This is a genomic window from Kribbella sp. NPDC050470 (assembly GCF_044458365.1).
In the GTDB taxonomy this organism is placed as follows: Bacteria; Actinomycetota; Actinomycetes; order Propionibacteriales; family Kribbellaceae; genus Kribbella.
This window is the reverse complement of sequence record NZ_JBITHV010000007.1, coordinates 486755-512383: the sequence shown is the minus strand read 5'-3', so window position 1 is coordinate 512383 and position 25629 is coordinate 486755. Positions and strand designations below refer to the sequence as shown.

Annotated in this window: 28 protein-coding genes; 21 read left to right on the top strand and 7 right to left on the bottom strand. The window is 69.7% G+C overall.

The window, feature by feature from the left end; all coding sequences use genetic code 11:
* Window positions 1-7 precede the first annotated feature (7 nt).
* Window positions 8-1927 (top strand): hypothetical protein, encoded by a 1920-nt coding sequence (locus tag ACIBGM_RS23550; protein ID WP_360537333.1) that lies wholly within the window; start codon window positions 8-10, stop codon window positions 1925-1927.
* A 9-nt stretch (window positions 1928-1936) separates the two neighbouring features.
* On the top strand, window positions 1937-2578 hold the full coding sequence (gene pdxH / locus ACIBGM_RS23545) for a pyridoxamine 5'-phosphate oxidase (protein ID WP_396386770.1): 642 nt from the start codon (window positions 1937-1939) through the stop codon (window positions 2576-2578).
* Here pdxH and ACIBGM_RS23540 read toward each other — a convergent pair.
* Window positions 2527-4707 (bottom strand): MMPL family transporter, encoded by a 2181-nt coding sequence (locus ACIBGM_RS23540; RefSeq protein WP_396386769.1) that lies wholly within the window; start codon window positions 4705-4707, stop codon window positions 2527-2529. The two genes, pdxH and ACIBGM_RS23540, sit on opposite strands and share 52 nt — an antisense overlap.
* A 113-nt stretch (window positions 4708-4820) precedes the next feature.
* Between ACIBGM_RS23540 and ACIBGM_RS23535 the strand changes: the two genes are divergently transcribed.
* From ACIBGM_RS23535 to ACIBGM_RS23520, 4 genes are all read left to right on the top strand, one after another.
* Entirely contained in the window at window positions 4821-5537 is a 717-nt protein-coding gene (locus ACIBGM_RS23535; protein WP_360537329.1) for a TetR/AcrR family transcriptional regulator, read from the top strand.
* A gap of 294 nt (window positions 5538-5831) precedes the next feature.
* Window positions 5832-6122: a hypothetical protein gene (locus ACIBGM_RS23530; RefSeq protein WP_360537327.1), complete on the top strand. Its 291-nt coding sequence runs from the start codon at window positions 5832-5834 to the stop codon at window positions 6120-6122.
* Window positions 6122-7117, top strand: coding sequence for an SPFH domain-containing protein (locus ACIBGM_RS23525; RefSeq protein WP_360537325.1), 996 nt, complete (start codon window positions 6122-6124; stop codon window positions 7115-7117). Before ACIBGM_RS23530 ends, ACIBGM_RS23525 begins: the two co-directional genes overlap by 1 nt.
* Window positions 7118-7124: 7 nt before the next feature.
* Complete coding sequence (locus ACIBGM_RS23520; RefSeq protein WP_396386768.1) at window positions 7125-7739, top strand: CGNR zinc finger domain-containing protein; 615 nt, start codon at window positions 7125-7127, stop codon at window positions 7737-7739.
* On the opposite strand, the gene ACIBGM_RS23515 is transcribed toward ACIBGM_RS23520, so the two are convergent.
* Window positions 7736-8455, bottom strand: coding sequence for a hypothetical protein (locus ACIBGM_RS23515; protein ID WP_360537321.1), 720 nt, complete (start codon window positions 8453-8455; stop codon window positions 7736-7738). The two genes, ACIBGM_RS23520 and ACIBGM_RS23515, sit on opposite strands and share 4 nt — an antisense overlap.
* Window positions 8456-8747: 292 nt before the next feature.
* Here ACIBGM_RS23515 and ACIBGM_RS23510 point away from each other — a divergent pair, with 292 nt between their 5' ends.
* The 5 genes from ACIBGM_RS23510 to ACIBGM_RS23490 all read left to right on the top strand — a co-directional run bounded on the left by ACIBGM_RS23510 (window position 8748) and on the right by ACIBGM_RS23490 (window position 13361).
* A complete protein-coding gene (locus ACIBGM_RS23510) occupies window positions 8748-9374 on the top strand; it encodes a TetR family transcriptional regulator (RefSeq protein ID WP_360537319.1) in 627 nt (208 codons plus the stop codon).
* Between the two features lie 145 nt (window positions 9375-9519).
* Window positions 9520-10470 (top strand): ROK family protein, encoded by a 951-nt coding sequence (locus tag ACIBGM_RS23505; protein WP_360537317.1) that lies wholly within the window; start codon window positions 9520-9522, stop codon window positions 10468-10470.
* Entirely contained in the window at window positions 10467-11597 is a 1131-nt protein-coding gene (gene nagA / locus ACIBGM_RS23500; protein WP_360537315.1) for an N-acetylglucosamine-6-phosphate deacetylase, read from the top strand. Before ACIBGM_RS23505 ends, nagA begins: the two co-directional genes overlap by 4 nt.
* Window positions 11598-11604: 7 nt before the next feature.
* Window positions 11605-12510, top strand: a complete 906-nt coding sequence (locus tag ACIBGM_RS23495; RefSeq protein ID WP_360537314.1) for a hexose kinase — start codon at window positions 11605-11607, stop codon at window positions 12508-12510.
* Window positions 12511-12521: 11 nt separating this feature from the next.
* On the top strand, window positions 12522-13361 hold the full coding sequence (locus ACIBGM_RS23490; RefSeq protein WP_396386767.1) for a ketose-bisphosphate aldolase: 840 nt from the start codon (window positions 12522-12524) through the stop codon (window positions 13359-13361).
* Here ACIBGM_RS23490 and ACIBGM_RS23485 read toward each other — a convergent pair.
* The gene (locus ACIBGM_RS23485; RefSeq protein ID WP_360537310.1) at window positions 13358-13612 is read right to left on the bottom strand and encodes a hypothetical protein; all 255 of its coding nucleotides are present in this window, start codon (window positions 13610-13612) and stop codon (window positions 13358-13360) included. The genes ACIBGM_RS23490 and ACIBGM_RS23485 overlap by 4 nt on opposite strands.
* An 83-nt stretch (window positions 13613-13695) precedes the next feature.
* On the opposite strand from ACIBGM_RS23485, the gene ACIBGM_RS23480 reads away from it, so the two are divergent.
* The 3 genes from ACIBGM_RS23480 to ACIBGM_RS23470 all read left to right on the top strand — a co-directional run bounded on the left by ACIBGM_RS23480 (window position 13696) and on the right by ACIBGM_RS23470 (window position 16138).
* The gene (locus ACIBGM_RS23480; protein ID WP_396386766.1) at window positions 13696-14253 is read left to right on the top strand and encodes a TetR/AcrR family transcriptional regulator; all 558 of its coding nucleotides are present in this window, start codon (window positions 13696-13698) and stop codon (window positions 14251-14253) included.
* 72 nt (window positions 14254-14325) lie between these two features.
* Window positions 14326-14850, top strand: a complete 525-nt coding sequence (locus ACIBGM_RS23475) for a hypothetical protein (RefSeq protein WP_360537306.1) — start codon at window positions 14326-14328, stop codon at window positions 14848-14850.
* Window positions 14807-16138, top strand: coding sequence for an APC family permease (locus ACIBGM_RS23470; RefSeq protein WP_396386765.1), 1332 nt, complete (start codon window positions 14807-14809; stop codon window positions 16136-16138). Before ACIBGM_RS23475 ends, ACIBGM_RS23470 begins: the two co-directional genes overlap by 44 nt.
* Here the strand turns inward: ACIBGM_RS23470 and ACIBGM_RS23465 are convergent.
* The 4 genes from ACIBGM_RS23465 to ACIBGM_RS23450 form a co-directional block, all read right to left on the bottom strand.
* The gene (locus ACIBGM_RS23465; RefSeq protein WP_360537302.1) at window positions 16104-17156 is read right to left on the bottom strand and encodes an ABC transporter permease; all 1053 of its coding nucleotides are present in this window, start codon (window positions 17154-17156) and stop codon (window positions 16104-16106) included. The genes ACIBGM_RS23470 and ACIBGM_RS23465 overlap by 35 nt on opposite strands.
* Window positions 17153-18037: an ABC transporter ATP-binding protein gene (locus tag ACIBGM_RS23460; RefSeq protein ID WP_360537300.1), complete on the bottom strand. Its 885-nt coding sequence runs from the start codon at window positions 18035-18037 to the stop codon at window positions 17153-17155. The genes ACIBGM_RS23465 and ACIBGM_RS23460 overlap by 4 nt, the downstream gene beginning before the upstream one ends.
* Window positions 18034-18426, bottom strand: a complete 393-nt coding sequence (locus tag ACIBGM_RS23455) for a GntR family transcriptional regulator (protein ID WP_396386764.1) — start codon at window positions 18424-18426, stop codon at window positions 18034-18036. Before ACIBGM_RS23455 ends, ACIBGM_RS23460 begins: the two co-directional genes overlap by 4 nt.
* A gap of 72 nt (window positions 18427-18498) precedes the next feature.
* Window positions 18499-19809 (bottom strand): cryptochrome/photolyase family protein, encoded by a 1311-nt coding sequence (locus tag ACIBGM_RS23450; protein WP_396386763.1) that lies wholly within the window; start codon window positions 19807-19809, stop codon window positions 18499-18501.
* A 125-nt stretch (window positions 19810-19934) separates the two neighbouring features.
* Between ACIBGM_RS23450 and ACIBGM_RS23445 the strand changes: the two genes are divergently transcribed.
* From ACIBGM_RS23445 to ACIBGM_RS23415, 7 genes are all read left to right on the top strand, one after another.
* Window positions 19935-20639 (top strand): metal-dependent transcriptional regulator, encoded by a 705-nt coding sequence (locus tag ACIBGM_RS23445; protein WP_396386762.1) that lies wholly within the window; start codon window positions 19935-19937, stop codon window positions 20637-20639.
* Window positions 20640-20727: 88 nt separating this feature from the next.
* Complete coding sequence (locus ACIBGM_RS23440; protein ID WP_360537292.1) at window positions 20728-21507, top strand: class I SAM-dependent methyltransferase; 780 nt, start codon at window positions 20728-20730, stop codon at window positions 21505-21507.
* 41 nt (window positions 21508-21548) lie between these two features.
* Complete coding sequence (pabB, locus tag ACIBGM_RS23435; protein ID WP_396386761.1) at window positions 21549-22925, top strand: aminodeoxychorismate synthase component I; 1377 nt, start codon at window positions 21549-21551, stop codon at window positions 22923-22925.
* Window positions 22922-23614 (top strand): aminotransferase class IV, encoded by a 693-nt coding sequence (locus ACIBGM_RS23430; RefSeq protein ID WP_360537288.1) that lies wholly within the window; start codon window positions 22922-22924, stop codon window positions 23612-23614. Before pabB ends, ACIBGM_RS23430 begins: the two co-directional genes overlap by 4 nt.
* Window positions 23615-23699: 85 nt before the next feature.
* Complete coding sequence (locus ACIBGM_RS23425; RefSeq protein WP_360537286.1) at window positions 23700-24611, top strand: SPFH domain-containing protein; 912 nt, start codon at window positions 23700-23702, stop codon at window positions 24609-24611.
* Between the two features lie 9 nt (window positions 24612-24620).
* Window positions 24621-24830: a hypothetical protein gene (locus ACIBGM_RS23420; protein WP_396386760.1), complete on the top strand. Its 210-nt coding sequence runs from the start codon at window positions 24621-24623 to the stop codon at window positions 24828-24830.
* On the top strand, window positions 24823-25566 hold the full coding sequence (locus tag ACIBGM_RS23415) for a GPP34 family phosphoprotein (protein WP_360537282.1): 744 nt from the start codon (window positions 24823-24825) through the stop codon (window positions 25564-25566). The genes ACIBGM_RS23420 and ACIBGM_RS23415 overlap by 8 nt, the downstream gene beginning before the upstream one ends.
* The last annotated feature ends 63 nt before the right edge of the window (window positions 25567-25629 follow it).

Below are 25629 nucleotides of genomic sequence, written 5' to 3'. Positions count from 1 at the left end.
GCTCTGCATGGAAACATTGGTCGCCTATGCGTTCCACGGGGAGAGTGGCGCCAGGGCTGCGGCGGGAGTCGCACGAGTCGAGGCTTACTACAACGCACTCTGGGACCGGAAGGCCACGCACAAGGGCTACGACACGAGCACCATCGGCCTGCATGTCTGGGACCGAGACGACTCCACCTGTCTCTGGCCGTCCTGGCACGACGCCAGCGATCTGCGCGTAGCCAGCCTGCACGCACCGCTCGGCTACCAACGTGTCATCGGCGACGTCTCGCCGTACGACGGTCCTTCCCAGCTGGCCCACGCAGTACGACGTACCCCGGCCAGCTTCCTCGAGTTGGCGCCACCGTTCACCATGGCCGCGCTCCACCCGGCCGAAGAGCGACTGGACCTCTTCACCGACTCCATCGGTGTCGGCAGGCTGTTCCAGCTGCGACTGGCAGACGGCTGGGTGTGGAGCAACCGCCCCGCCGCGGCACTGCTGTTCGCCGGCATGACTGCCGCTGCCGCGCCAAGGGGCTGGAGCTACGCCGCGGCCTGCGGCTGGTTCATGGACGACAGCACGCCGTACGACGGGGTGCTCGCCGTACCGGGGGCGACGCACATCGTTGCCGACGGCAGGAGCCGAAGGCAGACAGTCACTCGGATCGAGACCACCAGCGTCTGGTCCACCGACAGTCCGGACACTGTGGACGAGACGGCCGAGGCACTGCAGGACGTCGCGAGGTCGGTAGCCCGCTTGTGGCCTGGCACGCCGACTGTCGACCTCAGTGGCGGCCGGGACTCCCGAGTGGTCGCTGCCGCGTTCCTCAAGGCCGGTGTGGACCTGAAGCTCAACAGCTACGACGCAGTCCCCGGCGAACTGGAGGTAGCCAAGACACTCGTCCAAGCACTGCCCTTCCAGGTCGAGCACACGACCCCGGCACCCGCCAAGCCGCAGCCGATCAAGTCCGCAGCCAACCCGCGACCGGTCACGCCGCCACCACTCGTCGATCGTGCGCTCCGCTGGCACCGGTACGCCGAGGGACTCCGCCCGGCCAGCTACCTCTTCCACGCCCCGCCGGCCACCCTCGCCACCGTCGCCCACCTGGCCATCGGCGGCGCCGGCGGAGAAGTTGCCCACGGCCACTTCTACCCCGCCGACGTGCTGCAGCTGGACGCGCTCCCCCTGCACGACAAGGTGTCTGCCTTCGGCAACCGCCTGCAGACCCGGCTGATGCCGACCGCCGGTCCAGCCGCGCTCGCCCGTGCCGCCGTCGCCGAGCAGATCGACCGGGTACTGCGCACAGCCGTGCACGGCGGCATCGAGAACGCGACCATGCTCGACTACTTCTACCTGGTCGAACGGCTGCGCCGCTGGGGTACGACGGGCGAGCGCAGCGGAGTCGTGTCACCGCTGCTCGTCCCGTCGTTCGTGCGGGCCGCGTTCGCCCTCAGCCCGGCGCAACGCGTCGATAACGCCCTGCACCAGCAGCTCGTGCAAAGGCTGATCCCGGAATGGGCCGACATCCCGTTCTTCAAGCCTCAACCGGCCCCACGCCGAGCCCCTGCACGACCACGCTGCCTGGCCGACGCGCCGGACCGTGATCGCATCGCAGAGCTCATCGCCGACGTCGACGGCTTCGACCCGCAAGCAGTCAGCACGCTGTGGGCGGCATCCACAGCCGGAGCGAGCTCGGCGGCAGGCGAGGCAGCGCTCAACCAGGCGCTCTGGCGGGCAACCTTCGACCAGCACCTGGACGAGGTCAACCGCCACCTGCCACCAGCCACCCCCAGGCCGACGGTCATCGTCCGCAGCAGCCCGCCTGCGCCCAAGACCAGCCGACGTGTGGTGAAGAACCCCGTCGTACGGCGCCTGGCCCGCAACCGGCTGTGGAAGGCGTTCCGTCGTACAAGAGTCGGGCGATCCTGGCGCAGCCTGAGTCAGTAGGCTCGGAGCGTGGATCTTGCAGAGATGCGGCGCCTCTACCAGCTCGGCGAACTGCTCGAGAGCCAGGTGGACCCGGACCCGATCGTTCAGTTCCGCACCTGGCTCGGACAAGCGACCGAAGCCGGCCTGCCCGAGCCCAACGCGATGGTGCTGGCGACCGCGGACGCCGACGGCCGTCCGTCTGCCCGGACCGTTCTGCTCAAAGGCCTGGACGCCCGCGGTTTCGTGTTCTACACCAACCAGCAGTCCCGCAAGGCCGACGACCTGGCCGCGAACCCGCACTGTGCGCTCGTCTTCCCCTGGCACGCGATGGAGCGTCAGGTCCGCGTCGAGGGCACGGTGAGCAAGCTCCCCACCGAGGAGGTCGACGCGTACTTCGCCGCTCGCCCGCGCGAGTCACAACTCGGCGCGTGGGCGTCGCAGCAGAGCCAGCCGGTCGAGTCCCGCGAGGAACTCGACCTGCAGTACGCGTCGTACGAGCGGCAGTGGCCGGAGGGCACCGAGATCTCCACCCCGTACTTCTGGGGTGGCTACCTCGTCTACCCGCACGCCTTCGAGTTCTGGCAGGGCCGGACCGGCCGGCTACACGACCGCCTGGCCTACCGCCGTACCAACTCCGATGGCTGGGAGCTCTCCCGGCTCCAGCCCTGAGGGTCTGAGGTCTCGCGGAAGCCGTACCGCTCCCACCACCGCACCAGCGGGGCGGGTGCCCACCAGTTCCGGCGGCCGAGCAGCCGCATCGTCGCCGGGACTAGCAGCGCCCGGACTATGGTCGCGTCGAGGGCGATCGCGATCACCAGCCCGACCCCGATCATCTTCACGAACACAATGCCCGAGGTGGAGAACGCGGCCACCACGATGATCAGCAGCAACGCGGCGCTGGTGATGATGCCGCCGGTCCGCTGCAGCCCGAGCGCGACCGCCTGGGTGTTGTCGCCGGTCCGGTCGTACTCCTCCCGGATCCGGCTGAGCAGGAACACCTCGTAGTCCATCGACAGCCCGAACAGCACCGCGAACAGCAGCACCGGGTTGGTGGCGTCGAGGAACCCGGCCGGGGTGAAGTCGAGCAACCCGGACAGGCTCCCGTCCTGGAAGATCCACACCATCGCGCCGAACGCGGCCGACAGCGACAACACGTTCATCACCAGCGCCTTGGCCGGCAGCACGAAGGAGCCAAAGGCAACGAACAGCAGGACGAAGGTCACCAGCACGATGAACCCGGCCATGTACGGCGCTCGCTCAGCCAGCACATCCAGCAGGTCGATCACCGCCGCCGTCTCACCACCGACCTCGACCGAGGTCCCGGCCGGCGCTGCCACGGCACGCACATCGTGTACGACGTCCCGCGCGGGCAACTCCTGTCCGGTGAAGTGCGTGCGCACGACCACCGAGGCGACACCGTCCTTGTAGCCGCCGATCCGCACGTTGTCGACATCATCGATCTGCTGCAATGTGCCCACGTAACCGGTCAAGGCTGCCGACGGATCAGCCGGCGGCGAGTCGAACCGCACCGCCACGAAGATGTCCGACCCACCCGCCCCGGCGAAGTCCCGCTGCAGTGTCTCCGTCACGGTCCGGGAGGTCGCGCCCTCAGGCAGCGCGCGATGGTCCACCCCACCCAGCTGCGCCTGCAGGAAAGGAATCCCGAGCACCAGCAGCACCGGAATCAGCACCACCACGTACCGCACCGGCCGCTTCATCACACTGTGCGCGAGCCGGTACCACGCGCCATGCTCTGCTGAAGCCTTCCTCGGCTTGAAGATCCGCAGATTGTTCACCCGATGCCCCAGTACGGCGAGCAACGCCGGCAGCGCGGTCAACGCCGCCAGCATCGCGACCGCCACCGCGGCCGCCCCGCCGTACGCCATCGAGCGCAGGAACATCACCGGGAACAGCACCAGGCTGCTGATCGCAACGCCCACCGTGATTCCGGAGAACGCGACCGTCCGGCCGGCCGTCGCCATCGTCACCGCCAACGCCGTCTCGACGTCATTGCCCTTGCCAAGCTCCTCGCGGAACCGGGTGACGATGAACAGGGCGTAGTCGATCGCCAGTCCAAGCCCGATCATCGTGACGATGTTGATCGAGAAGATCGATACGTCGGTCACCAGCGACAGGCCGCGGAGCAGCACGAACGCGCCCAGGATGGCGAGCGCGCCGACGAACAGCGGCAGGCTGGCGGCGACCAGGCCGCCGAAGACGACGACCAGCAGCACCAGCACGATCGGCGTCGAGATGGTCTCCGCCCGGACGATGTCGTGCTCGGTCTGGGTGTTCACCTCCTCGAACACCGCCACCTCGCCGCCGACCTTGACGTCCAGCCCGGCCGGTGCCGCGCGCAACTTGTCGGCGATCCGGTCGAAGGTCTCGAGCCGTGCTTCCTCGTCCGCGCCGGCCAGCGTCAGTACGGCGTATGTGCTGTGCTGATCCTTGGACACGAACACCGGCGACTGTGTGCTCCAGTACGTCTGCTTGCCGGTCACCTCGGTCGACGGCAACCCGGACAGGTGGCTCTCCACCGCCTGTCGGAAGGCCGGGTCGGCCACGGTCTGCGTGCCGCCGTCGTACAGCAGGATGACGTCGGTCCCGGTCGGGCCGATCGCCTTCTCGATGGTGGCGACTGCGCGGTGCCCCTCGGTGTCGGGTGCGTCGAAGCCGCCGTTGGCCAGCGAGCCGAACACACCGGTGCCCCAGGCGAGGCCGACGGCGACGAGGACTGCGGTCAGGGCGAGCACCAGGCGGCGGCGCCGATAGGTGAACCGGCCGAGCGTCTCGAACACGAAACTCTCCCCCAGGGCGTAGATTTGAGCGGCGGGCGACTGCGTTAACACCGTTAACTGTTAACGGTGTTAACTCTAGAGACCCGGTAGGCACGCTTGTCAAGGGAGAATCTGTGGAACCGAGTCGGCGCGATCGCCAACGAGCCGCGACGCTGGCCGAGATCAAGGCCGCCGCGCGGCGGTTGCTGGTCAGCGGAGGTGTGGGCGCGGTCGGCCTGCGCGCCGTCGCCCGCGAGCTCGGCCTCACCCCGCCCGCGCTCTACCGGTACTTCCCGAGCCACGAGGCACTCCTCCAGGCCCTGATCGCCGACCTGTACGACGAGCTGACCGCAGCGCTGATGGAGTTGGCGCAGAACGAGGCCGACCCGGACCTGGGCGCCCAGCTCTACCTGCTCGCGAACGGTCTGCGCGACTGGGCGCTCGCGCACCCGGCCGAGTTCGGGCTGCTGTTCGGCACCGCGATCCCGGACCCGGACGCCGAGGGGCACGAGGACCTTCCCGGCCACCAGGCGGCGATGCGGTTCGCGGCGGTGTTCAAGGCGCTGGTCGCGCAGGTCTGGCACCAGAAGCCGTTCCCGCACCCGTCCGAGCAGGAGCTCGGCCCGGTGCTGGTGGCGCAGCTGTCCCGGAAGTCGGAGTACTTCGATGGGATGCCGGCCGGCGCGATCTATCTTTCGCTGAACTACTGGACCCGGCTGTACGGCCTGATCTGCATGGAGGTGTTCGGCCAGCTGCACTGGGCGCTGGAGGACGCCGGCGCCTACTTCGAGGCCCAGCTCTTCGAGATCGGCCAGGCCCTCGGGCTGGACTGCCCGGTGCCGGAGGCATGAGACTGCCCGGTGCCGGAGGCATAAGGAAGCCCGCGGACGCTTCCAGCAGCCGACCGGGTGGCCGAACTCCTGGGTCAGGCGGACTGGCCTGACTGCCCGCGGGCCCGGTGGCGGCGTTGGATTGGCCGACCACATGTCCCACTAACTAGTGGTTGGCGGTCAACCCGCCGCCACCTCACGAGTCCGATAGCAATTCATGCGTTGGACCACCTCCCTTCGCGTGTACCGAAAACCTACTGCCGGCCGGACCCCCGTTCAACCGGTTTTCGCCCAGGGATGAACGACAATCGGGCCATGATCAGATTCGGGCTGATTCCACTGGTCCTGCTGGTAGGAACCGGCTGGTTCGCGTGGGCGTCGTACCGCCGGGCCGCCCGGGCAGAGCAGGCGCTGGCCGAGCTGCACGCCGAGAACCGGGCGCTGCTGCACGAGGCCAGGGCGCTCGAACGGGCGGTGGCGGCTGCCGAGCAGGGCCTGCGTACGCTCAGCTCGCACCCGTCGGTGCCGCGGGACGTCGCGGTGACCGCCGACCTGACCCTCGCCGACGTCCGGCGACTGGTAGAACGCAAGGAGCTCGACGACTGATGGCAAAGCTGGGGAACGCCGCGGCCGCGGTGAAGGCCAAGGGCAGCGGCGGGGTCAAGGGCAAGGTGATCGGCGGCGTGGTGCTGGCCGTGATCTTCGTCATCGTGCTGTTCAACATCTTCAACTTCGCCGACACCGACGCGAACAAGATCGGCCTGCACTACGGCGGCGGCGTGGTCGAGGACAAGGCCTTCAAGTCGATCATCCCGCCGGGTTCGACGAACAAGCTGATCGGGCCGGGCGACACCGTCTACGCCTACCCGATCGACCAGCGCTCCTACATCATCGGCGGCGACGGCGCGGACACCGACAGCGCCGACGAGGTCACCGTGGTCAGCAAGGACAACGTCCGGCTCGGCGTCCGGGTGCAGGTCTACTTCACCCTGAACCGGAACGAGGCGACGCTGAAGTCCTTCCACGAGCGGATCGGCCTGAAGACCGACGCCTACGAGGAGGACGGCTGGAACGACATGCTGCAGAGCTACTTCCGGCCGCAGATCGACCGCGCGCTGTCGGCCGTCGCGACCAACTACAGCTGGGCCGAGCTCTACAACAACGAGGCGAAGAAGACGGCCTTCCAGAAGGCCGCCGCCGAGGAGTTCACCCGGCTGCTGCCGGCTGCCGTCGGCGGTGACTACTTCTGCGGGCCGTCGTACACCGGGAACAACCCGTGCGGCGAGCTGTCGTTCACGATCCAGAAGCCGACGCCGCTGGACAAGGGCATCATCGACGGCCTGGAGGCCAAGCAGCGGGCTGAGCTGGCGAAGGCGACGCAGGAGCAGAAGAACCAGCAGGTCAACGTCGAGCTGCAGTCGGTCAAGCAGCAGGTCGCGCTGCTGGGGTCGCAGGGCTACCTGCTGAAGACCGCGATCGAGTCGGGCTCGATCCAGTTCATGGTGATCCCCCAGAACGGCAACGTCAGCATCCCGGTGCCGACCACCGCCCAGACCACCCCGCCGAACCAGTCCGGTCAGGCCTCCCAGCCGAACCGCTGATCAAACGGTGTCCGCGTTGCCGTCCCATCTCGAGCTCGTGCAGGGCGTCGTCCTGCCGCGGCCGGTCGGCGCGGACCCGGTGCTCGACTTCGTCAACACTCGGTCCGACTGGACCACCGTCCGTGGCCCGGCCCGGACCGAGTGGCTGACGTCGTACGAGGCCTTCCTGGTCTGGAACTCGTACGTCGGCCTGTTGCCGCCGGCGACCGTCTCGCGCCTGATCGACCAAGCCCGCGGCAAGCCGGCCGAGGCGACCCGCCGGCTGCACACCGCCCTGGAGTTCCGGGCCGACCTGTACGACGTCCTGACCGGCCAGGCGACCGGTGGCGCCTTCGAAGCAGTGGCCCGGGTGGTCGAGAAAGCATCCAGCCGACGGCAGCTCGTGCGTACCGACGAGGGCGCGACGTGGGACCTACCGGAGGATCTGGCGCTGCCGCTCGACAACGTGGCGTTGCTCGCGGGCGAGCTGCTGACCGGCCATGCCCAGGCGCACGTCCGGAAGTGCCCAGGGGAGGCGTGCGGCTGGTTGTTCCTCGATCCGCGCGGTCGCCGGCGCTGGTGCTCGATGGCGACCTGCGGCAACCGTGCGAAGGTCCGGGCTCACGCGGCCCGGGTGCGTTAGTTGAAGAGCGCCGGGTCGACAGCGATCCACGTGTGCCGGGCGCGGGCGAGGATCCGGCCGTCGGCGTCGTACAAGGTGCTGGCCGTGAACGTCTTGCGGCCGTCTTCGCCCAGGTAGCGGCCGAGCGCCACGCAGGCCTCGCCGACCTGCGGGCGGGCGTCGATGCACACCGTCAGCTGGCCGAGCACCGACGGCCGGCCTTCCAGGTCGATCGCCCAGCCGCCCGGACAGTCCAGCGCGGCCCACAGGAACACCGCGTCCACCAGCCCGTCGCCGCCGGTCGCGAGGTCGGCGGCCGGCTTCCAGGTGCAGGCCGTACGTCCGTCGCCCAACGGCCCGGGCTTGAGCTGCAGACCACCCTCGTTGGCCGGACCGCACACGAAGCACGACGGGAACGGGTGGTTCTGCAGACCCCTGTACGACGCTTCGGCCGCAAGAGCCTCCTCCGCCGACACCGGCTCCACTACTGCGTCGCCCAAAAACCCGGAGTCGACCGGTACGGCGCCGGCCACCAGCGACTCGCCGTCGGTCAGCCGCGCACCGGACGGATCCGCGGCCAGCTCGAGCTCCCGCTCCAGGGGTGGCGGCATCCGCAAGGTCACCTGCGGCACGGTCCCCGCTTCGATCAGGCCGGCCAGCGCAGTCCCGAGCTGCCCGGCCACGTAACCGCCGTTGCCGGATCTCTCGGGGCCCTGAAACCGCTTGGCGATCCACATGCCGCCTCACCCTAGTCGCTCACCGTTGGTGCGCCACGTTGCCACAGAAAGTGACCAAACAAACCTTTGCGTCCCACTGGCCGGGACCGACCCGGCCGCCGGTGAAATACACAGGTGTGAGACCGATCCAGGCGGGAAATGAGGAGTGTCAGAGAAATCTGAGGAATTCTCGGAGATTACTGAGCTGAGTACTCCTGTTCAAACGACCGCTTGAACTATGCTGACTGCAGGCTACGGCGAGTGAGCAGGTGGGGTGCCTGAGCAAGCAGTGGCCGGGGGGAAGGAGAACTCTGTGGAGACACCGGTCGAAACGACCCGGGAGAGGTTGCTCAACGTCGCTGAGCAACGATTCGGCGAGGGGGGTTACGAAGGCACGTCGCTGCGCGCCATCACGGTCGCGGCAGCCGCCAACATCGCGGCGGTCAACTACCACTTCGGCTCGAAGGAGGCGCTGCTGCGCGCGGCGGTGGCGCGCGCGATGGCGCCGGTCAACACCGAACGCCGGCGCCGCCTCGATCAGCTCGAGGCCAAGGGCAGCCCGACGCCGGAGGAGCTGATCCGGGCGTTCATCGAGCCCGGGCTGGACCTGGTCCTGCGCCGGGGTGACCGGGGCGCCGTGGTGGCGCGGTTCATCGGCCGGATCGCGTTCGATCCGAGCCAGCGGATCCGCGACCTGTACGCGGCCGAGTCCGACCCGATCGAGGCTCGGTACCTGGCCGCACTGCAGTCGGCACTGCCGCACGCGACACCGGACTCCGTCGCGTTCGGGTACGTGAACATGCTCGGCCTGCTCGCCCTGCACCAGTCGCAGGCGCTGTCGCGGGCACCGGGCCTGCAGGACGCGGAGGACTCCGGCAAGCTGGCCGAGAACCTGATCGCGTTCCTGGTCGCGGCCTTCGACCGCGGCCTGCGCGCCTGATCCGGAGGCGGCCGATTACCCGCGGCGCCCTGCCCGCGGCTCTTCGGACGCAACCGGACCAGCATCACCGGTGGTCTGGACAGCGACGTCCAAGAATTGCTCACGGATGTTCGGACTGCCGGGTAACGCTGCATAATGGCGCTCCGTGGAGCCCTGTGAAGTCGTGGTTGCCGTCGATCTCGGTGGAACCCGGATGAAGTGCGGCCTGGTCGCCGCGGACGGTGCCGTGCTGCACCGCGAGACCAGGCCGACGCCCCGGGACGCTGGGGGCCGCGCCGTGCTCGACGCCTTGCTGGAAACAGTCGTCGAGCTCGGCCAGAAGGCGACCGCCGACGGCCACCGGGTGCGTGCGATCGGCGTCGTCGTTCCCGGTGTCATCGACGCCGCCAGCGGCACGGTCAGCGCCGAGAACCTGGCCTGGGTCGGGACGCCGGTGCTCGCCGAGCTGACGGCTGCGATCGGCGAGGGCGTGCCGGTCGTGCTCGCCCACGACGTGCGCGCCGGCGGGTACGCCGAGCTCCGGCACGGTGCCCTGGCCGGTACCACCAACTCGATGTTCCTCCCGCTCGGCACCGGGATCGCGGCCGCGATGGTGGTCGACGGCTCCCTGGTCAGCGGCGATGGGTACGCCGGTGAGCTCGGCCACACCCGGTTCGTGCATGGCGACGCCGCCGAGCAGTGCGCCTGCGGCCAGTGGGGCTGTCTCGAGACCGTCGCCTCCGCCGCCGCCCTGGCTCGCCGGTACGGCGCCCGCACCGGGCGGACCGTGGACGGAGCTCGCGAGGTCCTGGAGTTGCTCGCGGCCGGTGACCCGGATGCCGCGCAGGTCTGGGACGACGCGCTCACTGTCCTGATCGACGCCCTCGTCCTCTACACGACCCTGGTGGCGCCCACGCGGATCGCAATTGGTGGTGGACTGGTAGGAGCAGGCGAGACGCTGCTGCAACCACTCCGCGACGGCATCCACGCGCGGCTCACGTTCCAGCGCGAGCCGGAGATCGTCGCCGCCGTACTGGGCGAGGACGCCGGCTGCCTCGGCGCCGCGCTGATGGCCTGGGACCGCGTAGCTGCAGACGAGAACGAGGGGACGGTATGACGACGTACAGGGTGGGCCGGCTGGTGACGCCGGACGACGTCTTGGAGAACGCGTGGATCCAGGTGGTCGACGAGGACATCGTCGCCCTGGGCCGTCGTTCCGACGGGATGCCGGCCGACGGGAAGCGGCCGGAGGACCTGGGCGACGCCACCGTCGTCCCGGGTTTCGTCGACATCCACACCCACGGTGGCGGCGGGTCGACGTACTCGACCACAGACCCGGAGGAGGCCCGCAAGGTCGCGGCCTTCCACGCCAAGCACGGTACGACGACGACCATGGCCAGCCTGGTCACGTCGCCGCTCGACGATCTCGTCTCGCAGACCGCGTGTCTCGCCGATCTCGTTGCGGACGGCGTGATCGCGGGCGTGCACCTGGAGGGCCCCTTCCTGTCCGAGGCGCGCTGCGGTGCGCACGAGCCGTCGCTGCTGCGGCCTCCGCTCACGGACGACGTGGCGAAAGTGCTGAGCGACGTCGTCCGGATGGTGACGATCGCGCCGGAGCTCGAGAACGGGCTGGACGCGATCCGGCAGGTGGTCGACGCCGGCGCGGTCGCAGCGCTCGGGCACACCGACGCGACGTACGAGCAGATGATCGCCGGGGCCGACGCCGGCGCGACCGTGGCGACGCACCTGTTCAACGGGATGCGGCCGTTCCACCACCGCGACCCCGGTCCGGTCGGCGCCGCGATCAACGACGACCGGCTGCTGCTCGAGGTGATCAACGACGGGCTGCACCTGGACCCGCAGGTCGTCCGGGTCGCGCTGGCGGCCGCCGGCGTCAGCCGGATCGCGCTGATCACCGACGCGATGGAGGCCACCGGGATGCCGGAGGGCCGGTACAAGCTCGGCAACCTAGAGGTGGACGTGAAGGACGGGTTGGTGACGCTGGCCCACGGCACGCACTCGATCGCCGGCAGCACGCTGACCATGGACGTCGCCTACGCCAACGCGGTCAAGTCCGGGGTGTCCCTGGTGGACGCGTCCCGGATGGCCTCGACCACCCCGGCCCAGACCTTCGGCTGGTACGACGTCGGCGCGATCGAGACCGGCAAGCGGGCCGACCTGGTGCTGCTGGACGCGGAGTACGCCGTCCAGAAGGTGATGCGGGCCGGGTCGTGGCTGGACTGATCGGCCCATGATCGGCACCGTCACGCTCAACCTCGCGCTGGACGTCACCTACGAGGTCGACGAGCTCGTCGTCGGCGGCAGTCACCGCGTCGGCGGGATCCGGCAGCGGGCCGGCGGCAAGGGCGTGAACGTCGCCCGGGTGGCGTCCACGCTCGGGCACCAGGTGCTCGTGCTCGGGTTCGTCGGCGGTCTCACCGGTGAGCTGGTCGCCGAGGAGCTCTTCGACGCCGGGCTGACCGCCCTGCTCACGCCGATCGCCGGCGAGACCCGCCGTACCGTTGCCGTCGTCAACGGCACAGACGGGGACGCGACGATCTTCAACGAGGCCGGTCCGTCGGTGACCGCAGACGAGTGGCGCGCGTTCCTCGACCGGATGCCGTGGGGACGGCTCGGAGTGCTCGCGTGCTCGGGCAGCCTGCCGCCGGGCCTGCCGGCCGACGCATACGCCGAGATCGCGGTCCGGGCTCGGCACCACGACGTACTGACGGTGATCGACGCCGGTGGTGACGCGCTGACCGCCGCGGCCAAGGCTGGTGCGGTCGTGCGGTCCAACGCGGCCGAGCTGCGGGAGGCGCTGGGCGAGACGACGGTCGAGGACGGCGCGCGGGAGCTCGTGCAGCTCGGCGCGACCGCGGCTGTGATCACCGACGGCTCCCGCGGAATGGTTGCCGCCAGCCACAAGGGTGTGTGGCGCGCGCTCCCGGTCGAGAAGGTGTCCGGGAATCCCACCGGCGCAGGCGATGCATGTACGGCGGTCGTCGCCGCAGCCGTCGCGGAGACGCCGGAGCCGGACTGGTCCGTCGTACTGAAGTCTGCTGTCGCCGCCTCGGCTGCCGCTGTACTGACGCCGGTTGCCGGCGACATCGATCTCGCCGCGTACCGGCGGTGGCAACCTCAGGTTGCCGTGAACTAGGAGGAGAGCTCATGCCGTTGGTATCCGGGGCCGAGGTCGTGCTGGCCGCAGCCAAGGCCGGTCGGGGTGTCGGTGCGTTCAACGTGATCCAGTTGGAGCACGCGATCGCGCTGATCGCCGGCGCCGAGCAGGCCGGTGCGCCGGTCATCCTGCAGATCAGCGAGAACGCGGTGAAGTACCACGGCGCCCTGAAGCCGATCGGTGTCGCGACGCTCGCCGCCGCGGCCGCCGCATCGGTCCCGGTCGTCGTCCACCTCGACCACGCGATGGACCGCGACCTGGTCACCGAGGCCGTCTCCCTCGGCTTCACTTCCGTCATGTACGACGGGTCGAAGCTGGAGTACGCCGACAACGTCGCCGCGACGGGCGAAGTGACGAAGTTCTGCCACGACCACGGTGTCTTCGTCGAGGCCGAGATCGGTGAGGTCGGCGGCAAGGACGGCGTACACGCACCCGGTGCCCGGACCCGTCCCGACGAGGCCGTCGCCTTCGCCGAGGCCACCGGGGTCGACGCGCTCGCGGTCGCCGTCGGCTCGTCGCACGCGATGACCGAACGCACCGCCACCCTCGACTTCGACCTGATCGGTGAGTTGCACGCGGCGGTCGCCGTACCTCTCGTCCTGCACGGCTCGTCCGGCGTGGCCGACCCCGACCTGACCCGCGCCGTCGAGGCCGGCATGACGAAGGTCAACATCGCCACCCACCTCAACAACGTCTTCACCGCATCGGTACGTCAGACCCTCGAGGCGAACCCGAAGCTGGTGGACACGCGAAAGTACCTCGGACCGGCCCGTGCTGCCGTGGCCGCCGAGGTGGCCCGCCTGCTGGGTGTCCTGAAGGCTGTCTACTAGAGGGTCGCGCTGCCGCGTACCCAGTGCGCGCGCAGCTCGTCACGCGCGACCTGGACCTGCTCGCGGGCTTTCGGGTCGGGGACTTCGAAGTCCTCGATCAACCGGGTGAGGGCAAGCTCCAGAGCGGCGACCATGGCGTCCTCCTCGGAAACGTCGGACTCGGCCACCTCGCGCAGGCCGGCCGCGAGCGCGGTCAGTCCGGTCCGCTCGTGGTCGGTGAGCCGGAGCGTGATCTCGGTTCTGCTGTCCACGTCCACTCCTCGTGCGCTTGGTACAGTCATGGTGCCGTGCAACGACTGTGTTGCACAATACTCGCGGGTGAGGAGCCGGCCGGATGACCGTGACGGTGGACGGGACACTGCGGACGGCGACCATCGCGGTGCTGGCCGAGCACGGCTGGGCCGGGGTCACACTGGAACGGGTGGCCGAGAAGGTCGGTCGCTCTCGGGTCACGCTGTGGCGGCAGGGGTTGACCGTCGAGGTGCTGCTGAACGCGTTGCTCGACGCGCTGGCCGAGGACTACCGGAACACGATGTGGCCGGTGCTGGCGGCCTCCGGCACCGGTCGCGAGGGCCTGGTCCGGACGCTGGAAGCCTTGTTCGACGTGATCGACCGGCACCTGCCGCTCATCATGTCCTCGGACCTGGTCTTCCATCAGGAGCAGGCGCGCAACGGCCCGGTGTCGTTCATCGACCCGTTCGAGCGGTTCCTCCGCGAGGGTGAGGCCGACGGCACGCTGCATCCGCACGGCCGGATCAGCGACGTGGCCGAGGTGCTGATGGTGTCCGCGACCTTCACCTACGTGCACATGCGCGGCCGGCACCACTGGTCCCGCGCCCGGGTCCGCCGGCTCACCCTCGACCTGGTGCTGCGCGGCGTCGTCGCGTTCTGATGAAACATGGCTGTTGCAATTCCTGCAACGGCCATGTTTCACTCGTGGAAACCACCTTCTGGAGGGACCGCCATGACTCTTCCGTACGCCGAACCACTCGTCCGCCTGGAGCCGCAGCCACGGGTGATCCCCGAGCCGCCGCGGGTCGGCGAGCCCGGCGGCGACCCGTGTGGCCTGTGCGACTGGCTGGCGAACTACGAGCAGTCCGAGCACGAGCCGCCGCTCTGGGTCGATGACGACTGGGCGCTGTGCCGCGCCGCCGACGTCACCATCCCCGGTGTGGTCTGGCTGGCCAGCCGCGGACACCACGACTCGTTCGCCGACCTGCCCGGCCGGGTCGCCGCGAGCTACGGGCCGGTGGTCGCCCGGATCGAGCGCGCGATCCTCGCACTGGGCGACATCGCGCGGGTGCACGTCTATCGTTGGGGCGACGGTTCGGCCCACTTCCACGTGTGGTTCTTCCCGCGGCCGCTCGGCATGCTCGAGGCCCGGCGGGAGATGCTGCCGCTCTGGGCGGACCTGCTGCCCGAAGCGCCCAAGGAGGTCGTCGCCGATGCCGAGCGGAAGATCGCTGCGGCGATGGCGGCGGGCGACTGAGATGCCGCCCACCCAGCCGTCCACCCCGCCGCCGGCCCGGTCTCAGTCGCACTCCCAGCCCGCGTTGGCGCGGCGCCTTGGCGTGACCGACGCGGTCGTGATCGGCCTGGGGTCAATGGTCGGCGCCGGGGTGTTCGCGGTCTGGACGCCGGCTGCGGAGGCGGCTGGATCCGGGCTGCTGATCGGGCTGGTGATCGCCGCGATTGTTGCCTACTGCAACGCGGTCTCGTCGGCGCAGTTGGCGGCCGTGTACCCGGTGTCGGGTGGCACCTACGTCTACGGCCGGGAACGGCTGGGGGAGTGGTGGGGCTTCGCGGCGGGGTGGTGCTTCGTCATCGGCAAGACGGCGTCGTGCGCGGCGATGGCGTTGACGTTTGCGACGTACGTGGCGCCTCAGACCGAGTGGCTGCAACGACTGCTTGCGCTCGCGGCCGTCGTTGCGCTTGCTGCGGTGAACTATCGCGGCGTGACCAGGACCGCCCGGCTGACCAGGATCCTCGTCGGGTGCACCCTGGCAGTGCTCGCCCTCGTGCTCGTCCTTCTGTACACCGGTGACTCCCACCGCGACGTGCCCGCACTCACCGATACCTCCGTGTACGGCGTCCTGCAGGCCGCCGGACTGCTCTTCTTCGCGTTCGCCGGTTACGCGCGGATCGCGACGATGGGCGAGGAGGTCCGCGAACCCGCCCGGACCATCCCCCGCGCCATCACGATCGCGCTGGTCATTGCCATCGGCATCTATCTGTTCGTCGGCATCGGACTGCTGCGGGTGCTCGACCCCGCCGGCACCACCGCACCACTGGCCGAGGCGGTCGGCGCGGCCTGGGCCGAACCAGTAGTCCGGATCGGTGCCGCTCTCGCCAGTCTCGGTGCGTTGCTCGCCCTGATCGCGGGCATCGGCCGGACCGCGCTGGCGATGGCCCGCAACCGCGATCTGCCCGGCTGGCTGGCCGCCGTACATCCTCGGTTCCAGGTCCCGCACCACGCCGAGCTCGCGCTCGCCGTGGTCGTCGGGATCCTGGTGCTCACCACCGACCTGCGCGGCGTGATCGGCTTCTCGTCGTTCGGTGTGCTGCTGTACTACGCGATCGCGAACGCCTCCGCGTTCACCCAACCGGCCGATCAGCGTCGCTGGCCGCGCGCCCTCAACGTGATCGGCCTGGTCGGTTGCGTCGTGCTCGCGGTCACTCTGCCCTGGACCTCGGCTGTAGTGGCCGCCGCCCTGCTTGCGGTCGCCCTCCTGGTACGGCGGCTCAGGAAAGATCCCGCCGGATCCGCCAGAAGCTGAACCCGGTCAGCCCGAGCGCCAGCAGGACGAACAATCCGAACTCGCGCCACTGCAGTGCCCAGAAGGTGTCCTGCGTGAAGTACCGGACGTGCTGCCGGTAGCCCTCGTCGGCCATCCGCTGGAAGCACGCGTCCGCCTTCGGGTTCGTCGGGGCCGTCTCCGGGCGCATACCCGGCGGCGGACCCGGTTCGCAGTCGATGGTCCAGGAGGGCAGCGTGCTCAGCGCCTTACCGGACTTGTCGACAGTCTCGTCGGACAGCTTCCACGCGCCGATGACCCCGGTCGCGACCTCGATCTGCTTCACCTGTGGATCGGGCCCGGACCCGTCGAGCATGAAGCCACGGATGTTGTCCGTGGAGGCGACGATGTACCGGTCCGTCGGCTCCATCAGGTGCGGCCGGATGAAGGTCGGCGTGAGGATCTGGACCAGGATCACGGTGGCCAGCGTGACCGCGAGCGCGACGAGGGTGCGCCGTACGACGAGGCCGACCGCGACCCCGAGAGCGAACGCGAAGGCGGCGTACCCGACCGGGACCAGGCCGCGGGCGGAGAACACCGGCGGGAACATGCGCGGCAGGAACGTGTTCGAGTCCTGGCCGGCGTTGAGCGCGTCGTCGATCGGATCCGCCCACCAGGTCACCGCGAGGCTGAGGGCACCGGTGATCGCGATCGCGGACAGGCCGGCGAACCCGACCTTCGTCGCGAGCCAGCGCCGCCGGCCGATGCTCTGGCTCCACACCAGCCGGTGCGTCCCGGTCTCCAGTTCGCGGGCAATCAGCGGTGCGCCCCAGAACGCCCCGACGACTGGTGGCACGGCGTACAGCAGTGCCTGGCCGATGATGTAGAGGGTCGGGTTCAGCCGCTGCAGGCCGAGGTTCCTGATGAACTCGGTGGTCAGCCGCTCGTAGTCGTCCGCGAGGCCCGGCCCGGTGACCGCGAAGAAGACGATCGCGGCGGCGATCGCCGAGGCGACCACCAGGAGCTGGACACGGAACTGCCGCCAGGTCAGCCAGATCATCGCTGCACCTCCAGAACCGGACGCTCGGGCTGAGCCGGGACGTTGCGGGCCATGTAGGCCAGGACCAGGTCCTCGAGCGTGAGGTGGGTGACGTTCCAGGCCGGGTCGAGGATCGGCTGGTCGGTCCGGATCAGGAACGTGGACTGCCGGTCCGTGTGGCTCTCGGTCACCACGTGCTGGTCGCGCGGCAGATCCTTCGCGTTCTTCCGCGGCCCGGTGAGCCGCACGTGCGTGGCCAGCAAGGTGTCGATCTCGCCGCTCACCTGCACCCGCGAATCGACCAGCACGATCAGGTAGTCGCAGGCGCGTTCGAGGTCGGAGACGAGGTGCGACGACAGCAGGACACTCAACTCCTGCTCGGCGACCGCTTCCATCAAGTCCTGCAGGAACTCGCGCCGAGCCAGCGGATCGAGCGCCGCTACCGGCTCGTCGAGGATCAGCAACTCCGGCCGCTTCGCCAGGCCGAGCGTCAGCGCGAGCTGCGCCCGCTGCCCGCCCGACAGCTTGCCTGCTCGCTGCTTCAGGTCGAATCCGAGACCCTGAATCCGTTGCTGTGCAAGAGAATCGTCCCACGCCGGATTCAGCCGAGCGCCCAGCTTCAGGTGGTCGGCAACACTCAGCCGGCTGTACGTCGGCGTGTCCTGCGCGACGTACCCGACCTTCGCCTGCTGCGTCCCGGCCGGCGCCTCCAGCACCTCGACCGCCCCCGTCGTCGGAGTCAGCATGCCCACCGCCAGATTCAGCAACGTGCTCTTACCAGCACCGTTGGGCCCCACCAGCCCAACCACATGCCCCGAAGGCACTTCCAAGTCGCAGTCGGCCAACGCCCACCGCCGCCCATACCTCTTCCCCAGCCCGTGCGCCTGCAGCACCGCGGTCATGCTATGTCCTCCTCAGAGGTGGTCCGAAAGGTTGTCATGAACAACGCCTCGATGCTTTCGTCGTCGAGGCCGGCTTTGCGGGCCTTGGTGAGCCAGCGGCGGAGGTCCTGGCGGAGCGGGCCGTGGGCCGCGAGCGTGTTGTCGGTCAGCGTCCGGGTGACGAAGGTGCCGCGGCCGGGGCGGGCCTGCACCAGGCCTTCGTGCTCGAGCTCGCGGTACGCCTTGAGCACCGTGTTCGGGTTGATCGCCAGCGTCGCGACCACGTCCTTCACGGTCGGCAGCTGGTCCCCCTTCCGCAGCAGCCCGAGCCGCAGCGCGTTCCGGGTCTGCTGAACGATCTGCTGGTACGGCGAAACCCCCGACCGGCCGTCCAGATGGAACTCGATCATCTACAACCCCATTCATCTAGGTAACTAGCACTATAGGGGTGTGATGCAAGACCAAGTCAAGAGGGGGGCGGATCAGCGGATGGCGTCGTACCGGCGGAGCGCCTCGCGGCGGGCCTCGGCGTGGTCGACGACCGGGTCCGGGTAGCCGTCGGCGCCACCGTGCTTCCACGGTTCGTGGGCGGCCTTGCCGTCGAGCTGCCGCAGCTCGGGCACCCAGCGGCGGACGTACGCGCCGTCCGGGTCGAACTTCGTGCCCTGCCCGACCGGATTGAAGATCCGGAAGTACGGCGCCGCGTCCGCGCCGCAGCCGGCCACCCACTGCCAGTTCAGCGAGTTCGACGCGAGGTCGCCGTCGCGCAGCGACTGCATGAACCAGCGGGCGCCGTACTTCCAGTGCACGTGCAGGTCCTTGACCAGGAAGGAGGCGACGACCATCCGCACGCGGTTGTGCATGAAGCCGGACTCGGCGAGCTGTCGCATTCCGGCGTCCACGAACGGGAACCCGGTCCGCCCCTCGCGCCAGGCGTCGAAGAGCTCGCCGGGCTCGTCGTACTCCATCCGCTCGAACTCCGGCCGCAACGGCTTCCACGCCGCGTGCGGGTTCCGCGCCAGCAGGTCGGCGCAGAACTCGCGCCAGGCGAGCTCGCGCCGGTACGCCTCCGCGCCGGCGCTGCGTTTGCGGGCCAGGTCGGCGAGCATGGTGCGCGGGTGGATCTCGCCGTACTTCAGCGGGATCGACATCCGCGAGGTGCTGTCGAGATCGGGTCGGTCGCGCTCGTCGTCGTACTGCGCGACGTCGTCCAGGTAGTCGTGCCAGTGGTCCAGCGCAGCCTGCTCGCCCGCGCCGTCGACCGTTGACCTGGGCAATGACTCGCCGTCGAGACCGACCCAGCGCACCTTCGAGGGCGGGTCGACCGGCCGCCGCCACCCATGGTCCAGCCAGGCGCGGAAGTACGGCGTGAACACCTGGTAGGACCGATCCTGCTTGTTGAGCACCCGCCCAGGCGCGACCGCGTACGGCGACCCCGTCACGACCAGCGGACAGTCCAGAGCTTCCTCGACCGCGGCATCCCGGCGACGCCCGTACGGCGCATGGTCCGCGCTGATGTGGACACTCGCCGCGCCGACCTCCTTCGCGACCGCCGGGACCACATCGGCGGGGTCTCCACGCCGTACGACGAACTTGCCGCCGATCGACTCGGACAGGCTCCGCAGCGACGCGGTCAGATGCTCCCGCCGAGGCTCACCTGCGGGCTCCCACAGCGCTGGATCCAGCACGAACAAGCCGACGACGCGCCCGTCCCCGGCGGCGACCGCGTCCAGCAACGCCGGATTGTCCGCCAGCCGAAGATCACGCCGGAACCACATCACCGCAGGACTCATCACCGCATCCTGGTGCCCACAACGGCCTGTAAGCGAACTGAAACGTCGGCAACTGTCCGTGCGCCGGAGGGGCGGAGTTCACGCGGATTGGGTAAGGCTTGCCTGCATAGGCGAGAATGGTTTTCGTGAGCGAGCTGATCGATACCACCGAGATGTACCTGCGGACCATCTACGAGCTCGAGGAAGAGGGCATCCTCCCGCTGCGCGCGCGGATCGCCGAGCGGCTGCACCAGTCCGGCCCGACGGTCAGCCAGACGGTGGCGCGGATGGAGCGCGACGGGCTCGTCACGGTCGAGGGCGACCGGCATCTCGAGCTCACCGACGTCGGCCGCAAGCAGGCGACCCGGGTGATGCGCAAGCACCGGCTGGCCGAGCGGTTGCTGGTCGACGTGATCGGGCTCGAGTGGGAGGACGTGCACGCCGAGGCCTGCCGCTGGGAGCACGTGATGAGCGACGCGGTCGAGCTGCGGCTGCTGAAGATCCTCGACAACCCGACCGAGTCGCCGTACGGCAACCCGATCCCGGGCCTGGAGGAGCTGCTCAAGGACGGTCAGGCGAGTGGCATCGAGGAGTTCCGGATCGGCGTGGAGCCGCTGGACAAGGTGCTCGACCAGGCCACCGGGGAGAGCGTCCGGGTGCTGGTCCGCCGGATCGCCGAGCCGGTGCAGACCGACGACGGCGCGATGGCGGTGCTGCGCAAGGCCGGCGCGCTGCCGGGCCGCGAGGTCGACTCCACGCTGGACGCCGAGGGCGTGCTGGTCGGCAGCCGGGAAGCCGGCGGTGTGATCAGTGACGAGACGGCCGGGCACATCTTCGTCAGCCGGGTCTGAGGTTCGTACTTCAAAGCTGTATTAAGACGATCGACGCTGAGCGCTCGATGCTGTACAGCGTGTGGTCGAGGAGTAGCATCCGTCCGCAATGTCTGAGAACGCGATCGACTGGCCGGCGTACCTGCGGGAGTTCCACTCCGCGACGCCGGGCAGCACCGAAGCCCTGCTGTCCCGCGCGGTGGCAGGCGACCACACGCCGTACCGCTGGCTGGTGCGCGCCGTCTCCGGTGAGGCGCGCCGGGTGCTCGACCTGGCGTGTGGCAACGGCCCGGTAGCCCGGGAGCTGTACGGACGCTGGGTCGTCGGCGTCGACAACAACCCGGTCCAGCTCGCCGGCGCGCCGGGCCCGAAGGTGCAGGCGGACGCGCTGCACCTGCCGTTCGCGAACGAGGTCTTCGACGTCGTCACGTGCTCGATGGGCCTGGCGGTCCTGCAGCCGCTGCCCGCGGTGCTGTCCGAGGCGGCCCGGGTGCTGCGGCGCGGCGGCGTCCTGGCCGCGATCGTGCCGGCCGTCCGGCCGCTGCGGCGCGGTGACATCCGCACGCTGAGCGGGCTGACCACGCGGCTGCGGTCGACCCCGCAGTTCCCGGCCGGTGGCGAGATCACCGAGCTGAAGGACAAGCTGCACCACGCCGGCTTCCACGTGATGGAGAGCCAGCGCGAGCGGTACGTCTACCTGATCCGCACCCGCGACGACGCCCAGCGCCTGGTGAACGCGCTCTACCTCCCCGGCACTCCGGACGCCCGCCGCGAGACCGCCGCCGGCTGGCTGGCCGACCGCGCCGAGTCCAAGGACGGCCTCGAGGTCGCGATCCCGATCCGCCGAATCACCGCCATGCGCACCAAGCTGGCCCTGACCGGCACCTGAACACCCACTCCAACAGCGCCCACGGTAGGTAACGTGTGCGTGTGAGTGCGCTGCGCTGGTTCGTGCGGGTGGTGGACCGGGCGCTCGACGGTGAGACGGTCTACCGCGAGCTGCTGGCCGGGGAAGCCGTCGCGTTCTGGTTGGACGGCAGCTTCACCGACCGGGCGGCTCGCCGGGTTTCGGTCCTTGGTACGACGCTCGGCGCCGACGCCAAGGTCGTCGTACGGGCGGTTGCCGACGGCGACGTGTTCGCGGAGTTGCAGGGGCTGATCGCGGACAAGGCTGCCCGGCTGGACGGCGTACCGGAGGAGCTGGCGGGGCTCTTCGACGGCGGGTACGTCGGGTACTTCGGCTACGAGCTCAAGGCGCTGACCGGGGGAGCGGTGGCGCACGAGTCGCCGACGCCGGACGCGCTGTGGATCTGGGCGAACCGGTTCGTCGTCATCGACCACGACCGGGAGCTCAGCTACCTGGTCAGCCTGGACTCGGCCGACGACGGCTGGCTGGATCGAGCGGCGCGGATCGTCTCGCACTGGTCGATGGCCGAGATCGAGCCGCCGGCGATCGCGCGGCTCGACCTCGAAGCGCACCTGGAGCAGGACCGGGCGACGTACCTGGCCGGGATCGGGAAGTGCATGGCCGCCCTCGAGGCCGGCGAGACCTACGAGGTCTGCCTGACGAACCGAGTCCGGCTGCCCGCCGTCCCCGAGCCGTTCGACTTCTTCCTCTGGCAGCGCGCCCACAACCCGGCGCCGTACGCCGCCTTCCTCCGGTACGGCGACCTCGCGGTGGCCAGCTCGTCTCCGGAGCGGTTCCTCACCGTGGACGCGGACGGCTGGGCCGAGTGCCGGCCGATCAAGGGCACCGCACCGCGGGACCCGGACCCGATGCAGGACAAGCTGGCCGCGAAGGCGCTCGCCGAGGACGAGAAGACCCGGGCCGAGAACCTGATGATCGTCGATCTGATCCGCAACGACCTCGGCCGGGTGAGCGAGGCCGGGACCGTGCACGTGCCGCAGCTGATGCAGGTCGAGAGCTACCGGACCGTGCACCAGCTCGTCACCACCGTGCGCGGCCGGCTGCGGTCCGGGGTGTCCGCGGTCGACGCCGTTCGGGCTTGCTTCCCGCCGGGGTCGATGACCGGGGCGCCGAAGATCCGGACGATGGAGATCCTCGACGAGCTCGAGGACAGCGCGCGCGGGGTGTACTCGGGAGTGCTCGGCTACCTGACCGTGGACGGGCGAGCGAATCTCAGCGTGGTGATCCGTACGGCGGTGCTGACGCCGTCGGAGACCGTGATCGGTGCGGGAGGTGCGATCGTGCTCGACTCGGACGCGATCGCGGAGTACGACGAAATGGTGCTGAAGGCAACGGCAGCCGTGGGCGGGAACGCCGCGGCCGAAGGGTGGGGGAAATGAGTGGTTTGCAGGTGGCGGACTCGTTCCTGGTGGCCAACGGGCGGGTCCGGGGGATCGACCTGCACCGGGAGCGGTTCGTCGGGTCGTGTGCTGCGGCCGGTGTCGACGCTTCGGGGTTCTGGGCCGAGCAGCTCGGCCGGCTGCCCGGGTTCGGGCGCTGGTTCCCGCGCTTCGAGCTGAAGGACTCCGGTGAGCTGGCCGTCCAGCTCCGGCCGGCTCCGCCGATCGGGGGACGTCTCCGGGTCGTCGTCCATGACGGTCCGGATCCGCGGACGGCGCCGCGGGTGAAGGGCCCGGACCTGGAGCTCCTCGGCAAACTTCGGGAGACCGTGGCCAACCGCGCCGACGAGATCCTGCTGCTCGACGAGGACGGCACCGTGCTGGAGGCGGCGTACTCCGCCATCGCCTGGTGGGACGACGACGTACTGTGCTTCCCGCCGTCCGACCGCCCGCTGCTCCCGTCGGTCACGGCCAAGCTGCTCCGCCGGATCGCCGAGGCCCAAGGCGTCGAGGTCGTGGAACGCCCGGCCACCCCTGCCGACCTTCAGTCCTGCGAGGTCTGGCTCCTCAACGCCCTGCACGGCATCCGCCCGATCCACGCCTGGTCCGACTCCGCGATCGACCCGCTCCCCAACTCCCAGTCCACCACCTGGCAGCAACGCCTGACCGACCTCGCTCAGCCCCTGTAGCACCCGCCGCTGCCGTACGGCGGCCAAATTGTGTTGAAAAAGTGATATCACAATGCTACCTTGAGGCTATCGAGAGGAGCATGTGATGGCGGACCTGGATGTTGCGGTGGAGATGCCGGCCCCGAAGGTGACCGAGCGGGTGGCGTGGGAGGTCAACGGGTGGCCGATGGCGGCGCTCGCGTTCGTGCTGGTGGTCGCCGGCGTGGTGCTGTTCGTCGTCGGGATCGGGGCCGGGCAGGGCGCCGTGGTCGCGATCTCGATCCTGGTCTTCCTGGCCGGGCTGATCGTGGCCGGTGGGCTGACGCCGGTGGCGCCGGGCCGCGCGCGGGTGCTGCAGATCCTCGGGCGGTACGCCGGGACGATCCGCACCGACGGACTCCGCTGGGTGAACCCGATCTCCACCCGCAAGGAAGTGTCCACCCGGATCCGCAACCACGAGACCGCCGTTGCCAAGGTCAACGATGCCGACGGCAACCCGATCGAGATCGCCGCGGTGGTGGTCTGGCAGGTCGAGGACACCGCGCAGGCGACGTTCGAGGTGGACGACTTCGTCGAGTTCGTCGCGATCCAGACCGAGACCGCGGTCCGGCACATCGCGAACAGCTACCCGTACGACGTGCACACCGAGGACGGCGCGCTGTCGCTGCGGGACAGCACCGACGAGATCACCGAGACGCTGTCGGCCGAGATCTCCGCCCGGGTGCAGGCCGCCGGGGTCCGGGTGATCGAGTCCCGGATCACCCACCTGGCCTACGCGCCGGAGATCGCCCAGGCGATGCTGCGCCGCCAGCAGGCCGGCGCCGTCGTGGCCGCTCGCCAGCGGATCGTCGAAGGTGCGGTCGGCATGGTCGAGCTCGCGCTGGCCCGGCTGTCCGAGCACGAGGTCGTGGAGCTGGACGAGGAGCGCAAGGCGACCATGGTCAGCAATCTGATGGTGGTCCTGTGTGGCGATCGGGATGCTCAACCGGTCGTGAACACCGGCACGCTCTACCAGTGAGCGTTCGACGTGGCCGTCGAACGCAAGAAGGTCCTGCTCCGGCTGGATCCCGTGGTGCACGACGCGCTGGCCCGCTGGGCAGCCGACGACCTGCGCAGCACCAACGCCCAGATCGAGTACCTGCTGCGCCGGGCGCTCGCCGACGCCGGCCGGCTCCCCTCCGGAGTCGGTAAGATGCGCCGGCCAGGCCGCCCGTCAAAGGAGGAAGACGATGAGTAAAGTCGCCTCAGGCAACCATCTGACCCTGGTGCGGGGCAGTCGCGGGACGCTGCCGCGACGGCCTCCGGTCCGTCGTCCTCAGGTCGCCGCGCTGGGCAGGGTGAAGGCCCCGGAGGCCTTGGCTGCAAGGCTTTTCCTGCTCGCCTACGACCCGACCACCGGCCGCCTGAATGGACGATACACAAGGCTGGGCCGGGTCCTGCGCGCGGCCGCGCTCGCCGACCTGCAGCTGCGTGGGAACCTTGCCGACGACAACGGCCGGGCTCGGCTGACCAAGGCGGCCGATCCGGCCGACCCGGTCCTGGCTGCGGTGCTGAACGACATCCGCCGGATCGGCCCGCGCAAGTGGCGGACCTGGATCGACCGGCGGCACGGCCGGATCGTCCGTGACGTCCGCGACGAGCTCGAACGCGCCCGGCTGATCAAGGTCGAGCGCTACCGCATCCTCGGTGTGTTCCCCGCCGACCGCATCACGTTGCGGCACCCGCTCGTACGGCGTCAGCTCCTGCGCAACGCGACGGACACGCTCCGGCCGTCCCGACTGGTCACCCGGGTCGATCTTCGCGACGCAGCAGTCGTCACCCTCGCCGCGACCGGCGACCTGCGCACCGTCCTGACCAAGGACCAGCGCAAACGGCACAAGGATCGGCTGGCGCAACTCGCCGTACGGGTCGGTCCGGTGGTGCCGGCTCTGAAGAAGGCCTTGCAGCAGTCGAGCAGCCAGGCCGGCGGATAGTTGACCGGTGAACCCGACTGGGTGCTATGGTTCGTTACTCAAGTAATGAACCTAAGAACCTGC

Coding starts and splice junctions, on each gene's coding strand:
- ACIBGM_RS23490 (WP_396386767.1), top strand. CDS start 12,522: ATGCCGTTGGTATCCGGGGCCGAGGTCGTGCTGGCCGCAGCCAAGGCC.
- ACIBGM_RS23425 (WP_360537286.1), top strand. CDS start 23,700: ATGGCGGACCTGGATGTTGCGGTGGAGATGCCGGCCCCGAAGGTGACC.
- ACIBGM_RS23460 (WP_360537300.1), bottom strand. CDS start 18,037: ATGACCGCGGTGCTGCAGGCGCACGGGCTGGGGAAGAGGTATGGGCGG.
- ACIBGM_RS23480 (WP_396386766.1), top strand. CDS start 13,696: ATGACCGTGACGGTGGACGGGACACTGCGGACGGCGACCATCGCGGTG.
- ACIBGM_RS23525 (WP_360537325.1), top strand. CDS start 6,122: ATGGCAAAGCTGGGGAACGCCGCGGCCGCGGTGAAGGCCAAGGGCAGC.
- ACIBGM_RS23450 (WP_396386763.1), bottom strand. CDS start 19,809: ATGAGTCCTGCGGTGATGTGGTTCCGGCGTGATCTTCGGCTGGCGGAC.
- ACIBGM_RS23470 (WP_396386765.1), top strand. CDS start 14,807: ATGCCGAGCGGAAGATCGCTGCGGCGATGGCGGCGGGCGACTGAGATG.
- ACIBGM_RS23440 (WP_360537292.1), top strand. CDS start 20,728: ATGTCTGAGAACGCGATCGACTGGCCGGCGTACCTGCGGGAGTTCCAC.
- ACIBGM_RS23430 (WP_360537288.1), top strand. CDS start 22,922: ATGAGTGGTTTGCAGGTGGCGGACTCGTTCCTGGTGGCCAACGGGCGG.
- ACIBGM_RS23455 (WP_396386764.1), bottom strand. CDS start 18,426: ATGATCGAGTTCCATCTGGACGGCCGGTCGGGGGTTTCGCCGTACCAG.
- ACIBGM_RS23530 (WP_360537327.1), top strand. CDS start 5,832: ATGATCAGATTCGGGCTGATTCCACTGGTCCTGCTGGTAGGAACCGGC.
- ACIBGM_RS23515 (WP_360537321.1), bottom strand. CDS start 8,455: ATGTGGATCGCCAAGCGGTTTCAGGGCCCCGAGAGATCCGGCAACGGC.
- ACIBGM_RS23550 (WP_360537333.1), top strand. CDS start 8: ATGGAAACATTGGTCGCCTATGCGTTCCACGGGGAGAGTGGCGCCAGG.
- ACIBGM_RS23415 (WP_360537282.1), top strand. CDS start 24,823: ATGAGTAAAGTCGCCTCAGGCAACCATCTGACCCTGGTGCGGGGCAGT.
- ACIBGM_RS23465 (WP_360537302.1), bottom strand. CDS start 17,156: ATGATCTGGCTGACCTGGCGGCAGTTCCGTGTCCAGCTCCTGGTGGTC.
- ACIBGM_RS23475 (WP_360537306.1), top strand. CDS start 14,326: ATGACTCTTCCGTACGCCGAACCACTCGTCCGCCTGGAGCCGCAGCCA.
- nagA (WP_360537315.1), top strand. CDS start 10,467: ATGACGACGTACAGGGTGGGCCGGCTGGTGACGCCGGACGACGTCTTG.
- ACIBGM_RS23495 (WP_360537314.1), top strand. CDS start 11,605: ATGATCGGCACCGTCACGCTCAACCTCGCGCTGGACGTCACCTACGAG.